The 4,296-nt window shown below is 64.5% G+C and carries 4 protein-coding genes and 1 pseudogene; 2 read left to right on the forward strand and 3 right to left on the reverse strand.

Annotated features, from left to right (window positions below; all coding sequences use genetic code 11):
* Positions 1 to 252: 252 nt before the first annotated feature.
* Positions 253 to 462 (forward strand): hypothetical protein, encoded by a 210-nt coding sequence (locus tag ASF39_RS11150; RefSeq protein WP_055887131.1) that lies wholly within the window; start codon positions 253 to 255, stop codon positions 460 to 462.
* A 184-nt stretch (positions 463 to 646) separates the two neighbouring features.
* Here ASF39_RS11150 and ASF39_RS11155 read toward each other — a convergent pair whose 3' ends face one another.
* Both ASF39_RS11155 and ASF39_RS11160 read right to left on the reverse strand, forming a co-directional pair.
* Positions 647 to 1,759 (reverse strand): adenylate/guanylate cyclase domain-containing protein, encoded by a 1,113-nt coding sequence (locus tag ASF39_RS11155; RefSeq protein WP_082494517.1) that lies wholly within the window; start codon positions 1,757 to 1,759, stop codon positions 647 to 649.
* 401 nt (positions 1,760 to 2,160) lie between these two features.
* A complete protein-coding gene (locus ASF39_RS11160; RefSeq protein WP_056283872.1) occupies positions 2,161 to 3,234 on the reverse strand; it encodes an acetylhydrolase in 1,074 nt (357 codons plus the stop codon).
* Between the two features lie 150 nt (positions 3,235 to 3,384).
* Here ASF39_RS11160 and ASF39_RS22350 point away from each other — a divergent pair.
* Positions 3,385 to 3,603, forward strand: a pseudogene (locus ASF39_RS22350) (hypothetical protein); the annotation flags it as partial.
* On the opposite strand, the gene ASF39_RS22635 reads toward ASF39_RS22350, so the two are convergent.
* Positions 3,565 to 3,852: a DUF6538 domain-containing protein gene (locus tag ASF39_RS22635; protein ID WP_348271515.1), complete on the reverse strand. Its 288-nt coding sequence runs from the start codon at positions 3,850 to 3,852 to the stop codon at positions 3,565 to 3,567. The pseudogene ASF39_RS22350 and the gene ASF39_RS22635 overlap by 39 nt on opposite strands.
* Positions 3,853 to 4,296 lie beyond the last annotated feature (444 nt).

Here is a 4,296-nt window from a genome sequence, read left to right on the forward strand (position 1 = left end):
GCTCTTCCGATCTGCTATCCCAGCACACTCGCAGACCTCCACATCGTCGCCTTCGTCTGCCTCATGCTCAAACAGGCCGCTCAACTGGCGGGAGGTTCATAACAGCCTCTAGGCGCAAGGCTGGCCCGTATCGGACGCATGATGCTGCGTGTCTGTGTCGCTTCGCACTTTGCTGCGGTGCACACAGAGGCCATCTCCTGTCTGTCCAGGGAGGACGCCCATCGGGACCCACCACCATTAAGGGACCTACCGATGGCCAGCACGACAATGAACCACGACCTTTCCGTCCCCGAAGCGGAAGGAGCCAGCCTGCGTAAGACCGTCAGGATCTACTGGGACATGGCCGGCGCCGCGTTGAGGTGCGCGGCTTCCGTCGAGAGCGGATACCGTCCGCAAGAGCGCGACCAGAGACTCCTGGGCATCGAGGGGATCATGCCCCTGACCAAGCAGATCGGCCGCTGAGGCACCCCGCCGGACCGCGCGAAGGCGCGTCCGGCCCGGTTGCTCTCGGGCAGGCCCTCGCCACAGCGCGGCACGGCGGCTGATTCAGTGGTCGCCCATCGGCTGCTCCGAATAAAAATCGAGACGCGACGCCGTCACCTCGCTCGCTGACCAAGCAAAATGGATCATCCAATCGGACCGTGGATTATAGGCCACCTGCCCGGGCAGCGTGGCCGAGCCCTGCTCCCTTGCGCTGGTCTTCGGCGTCCGAGTGCTCCTTGGCGCCACCAATGATTTTGAGCTTTCGCGTTTCAGCCAGTGAATGCACCACCATTGTTCCGCTACGGCCGCGCAGGCTATGCAACCCAAGCTCCTCGGCTTCGATGCCATCCGGAAGAACCGGCATCCGCGCGAGGACGGCGTCCGAGATGAGAACGGGTCGCCCGGTCGTCCGACACAGACCTTCCAGCCTTGAGGTCGCATTCATGACGTCGCCGAAATAGGCGATCTTGTGCCGGTCGACGCCGACTTCCGCCGTCACGACGCTACCGCCGTGAAGTGCGGCACGCAGTTCGGGAACGACACCGAAACGCGTGATCCACCAATCGCGATCGTTGCCGAGGGTACGGCGGACCGCGAAGACGCAGGCGACACACCGTGCCTGCTCGATCCCGCGCACAAGCGGCCAGGAAATGATGACCTGGTCGCCTATGTAATCGTCGACCTGACCACGGTGCCGCCGAACCGGTTCGGCGATCGCCGAGAAGACGGCTTTCAGCAGCTCCTGTGCGGCAAGGTCGCCGTGCTTTTCCGCATAGGTTGTCGACCCGACCAGATCGAGGAACAGGAAGACGCGTTCCTCGCTGACCGGACGGTGGTAGCGTCCGAGAAGGATGTTGGCGAAGGTCCCGCTGCCGAGCAACTCGCGCACTCGCAGCACACTGACGAGGAGCGCCGAGACAGCCAGCGCATAGAGCACGGATGCGGGTTGGGGTGTCGCGGCCTGCAACCAAGTCTTGTCCGTGAGGCCGAGCGTCCACATGAGCGAACCGGTCACCGTCATTCCGACAAGCACCACGAGCAACAGGCTGAGTTCCGCCGCCACGAGGTAGGCAGGTGTCGGCAGGAGGCGCAGGCGCCTGCTGTAGCTCGGGAACAGGACGCCGCGCTCGTAGGCGATGGCAACACCGCCGACGCACGCGCCGAATATCATGCCAGCCACCGTCGGCCCCTCTTTGAACAGAAAGCCGAACACTGCGCCGAAACAGGCGCCGGCAGCGGCGATGACGATCCAGAAGGTCGCGGTGCCGATGGTCATTGTTTCCTTCCACTCGGAAGCTGCTGCCGAACGAACGAGTACTCGGTCTCGGCGGCAGCGTGACTGTTCGGAAGGCGACGAAAAACCTGACAGGCTGGCCCGTTCTCGTACGGGGACCCTGCTTCGGGCGGCGCGTCCTCGGAACCTTCGACAGGATTTCCAGTGTCCGAGACACGCTCGCAACCCAACGTTCCGCCGGCGCATCGCGGAGGGCTGTCCGGGGTCACCTCGCGTGAACGCCAACGTGCGCGTCGCCAAGGGTCCGCCCGAACGTGGACGTGCGGAGAACCACCCCATCGCAGCAGTCGAGGTCCGGCACCAAACATCGCTTCATGCCCCCAGCATTCTGCCTGTCGTCCTGAGCTCAATGGCGCATTGGCGGCGCAGAGACGATTCTTTCCTCACGCACGCCGCTTGCGATCCATTTGCCTTACGGGCACCGGAAACGGTGCCGGTGCCGTGGCCAGGATTGGTTTCCACGTCGCGCTCCAGTCTTCGAGGGGATGGGGATCGGACCGGTAGACGAGGTCGAGGAAGGCCAGGGCGACCTCCGACGTTGCGCGCTTAACCAAGGGGTTCAGCGGTCCGCCGTTCCTGAGGGATCGGTCGGTGAAGACGCTGTGTGAACCGCCCTGAAACACGACGAGGGCTTTTCGCACCGTAGGGATGGCTTTGAAGACGTCGATGCGGTCCTGGACGGGCGAGTAGCGACCGGGGATGCGGATCGTGTCCTCGGTTGTCGTCACATGGAGCGTGGGGACGCCGACCGAGGCGAGCACCGCCGCGAGGTTGGTTTCGCCGTAGAAGGGCGGAGCCGAAATGACGAGGCTCGCAGAGAAGCGGGGGTCCTGGTACTCGAGGAGCTTTCCGTCCCTGACGACCTGGGCGCCCGTGAGGATCAGGGTGGTGTTCGCGCCGAAGGAGTGACCGGCCGCGACGATGCACTTCCGGTCGATGGCGGCATGGTACGGATTGCTCCGGTCGAGCAGACGGTCGAGCCCAAAGCGCACGTCGCGTGCCCGCTCGATGGCCTCACGCTCGTCCGCCGCGCCGTCCAACCGGTCGAGGAGCAGGAGCGGGTTGCCTCGCCACAGCGTCTCGTCGCTGCCGACATGCTGGATGTGCAGACTGGCCGTCCCGGCCGCAGCCCACCCCTCTCCGAGGTAGCTGTAGCTCTTCCGGGAGCCACCGAGCCCATGGGAGAAGACGATCAGCGGGACCAGGCCCTTCCGGGCTGAGGAGTTCGGCCAATAAAGCCGCGCCGGCACCGCCCGGTCGCGGGCGGCGTCGACCCACTCGAAGTCGATAACCTGGCCCGCATCGGACGCCGGCAGTGCCAAGGCCGAACGACGGGAGAGTAGACTTCCGGCACCGGCCGTCAGGACCAAGGCGCCGAAGCGGCGACGGTCGAGGCCTCGCGAGGCTGCGTCCGAGGAGGTGGCCAGCTGGGACGGGGCATCTTCGAGGATGGGCATTGAGGTCTCGCGGGAGCGCGGCAGGCGGATCGAGCAGGCGAAAACCTGACGGCTCCGGTTTGACGCCGCCGGGCTTAGTCGGATGTGTTCTCTCGCACGGTCACGAGTCTCAATCGTGACCGTGACCATGCCCTCGGTCAGGCTTCGCCGCTGGCCGCCTTCGTCAGCGCCGACAACTTCGGTCGCCGCCTCAAGACCCTCCGTGGTCTCACGCTCGACGAGGGCATCTGCAAAGCATGGGCCGCCGAGCCCGGTCGCTTCAGGTCAAGCCCGCTCCACCACATGCCGGGACAAAACATCTGGCGCGGCGCTCCTCGTCCGATGGGATCATCAGAGCGTTACGTCCGAACTGCCCAAACTCGGCCTTAGGTTTCCTAATCTCAGCCTGAAGCCACTTCTCCGCTGAGCCAGGATCATCCTCAAGGGTATCAGCGAGGGCGCGGTAGACTTCGCCAGCAAGGGCCAAAATCTTCTTTGGGTGAGCCGCTCAGGGCCGTCACGCATCGAACGCCAGAACGCCTCAAGGTACGCGACAGCGACCGCCTGACGGGCCTTCGCTTCCTGAGGTTCTCGGGTGCGCAGCGAGACGCGAACGTCCACGTCCTTCGCTGCGATCACCTTTTAGACGAGCGTGTCGCCAATGGGGATTGCCAGCATCTGCCCACGTGCTCCGTCAAGCACATCAGCCGGGATATGTCGGATGAGTTGGTGGATCGTGCTGCCTTGGCACTTCATCGGGCGCGGCATGTTGAACGCATCTGTTGAACAATCAGATGCGGAAGAAACCCTTCAAGATGAAATACTTTATGCGGATCAGCGACTTAGAGCCCGTCCGATAAGGGGCCGAGGCGGGGTTGAGTGGCCGGGATGGCAGTGATTCCAGAAGGGTGCTGAAACCTGACCTGGATCTGCCATGTGGACCCCGACCACCCGGCGGCAGTGATCGGCCCCCACGCGGTGGTCCAAGGGTAAAGTTAGTGCGCGGTAGGCCGCTCCACCACGGGTAGCTTGGCCGGCGGAGCTGGTCGGGCGAGCGCAGCTGGCCAAGCGGAGAACGCTGGC

It is taken from the genome of Methylobacterium sp. Leaf108, assembly GCF_001423265.1.
GTDB lineage: Bacteria > Pseudomonadota > Alphaproteobacteria > Rhizobiales > Beijerinckiaceae > Methylobacterium.

Bases quoted from the DNA above. Each gene is read 5' to 3' on its own strand.
- ASF39_RS11150 (WP_055887131.1), top strand. From the start codon at position 253: ATGGCCAGCACGACAATGAACCACGACCTTTCCGTCCCCGAAGCGGAA.
- ASF39_RS11155 (WP_082494517.1), bottom strand. From the start codon at position 1,759: ATGACCATCGGCACCGCGACCTTCTGGATCGTCATCGCCGCTGCCGGC.
- ASF39_RS11160 (WP_056283872.1), bottom strand. From the start codon at position 3,234: ATGCCCATCCTCGAAGATGCCCCGTCCCAGCTGGCCACCTCCTCGGAC.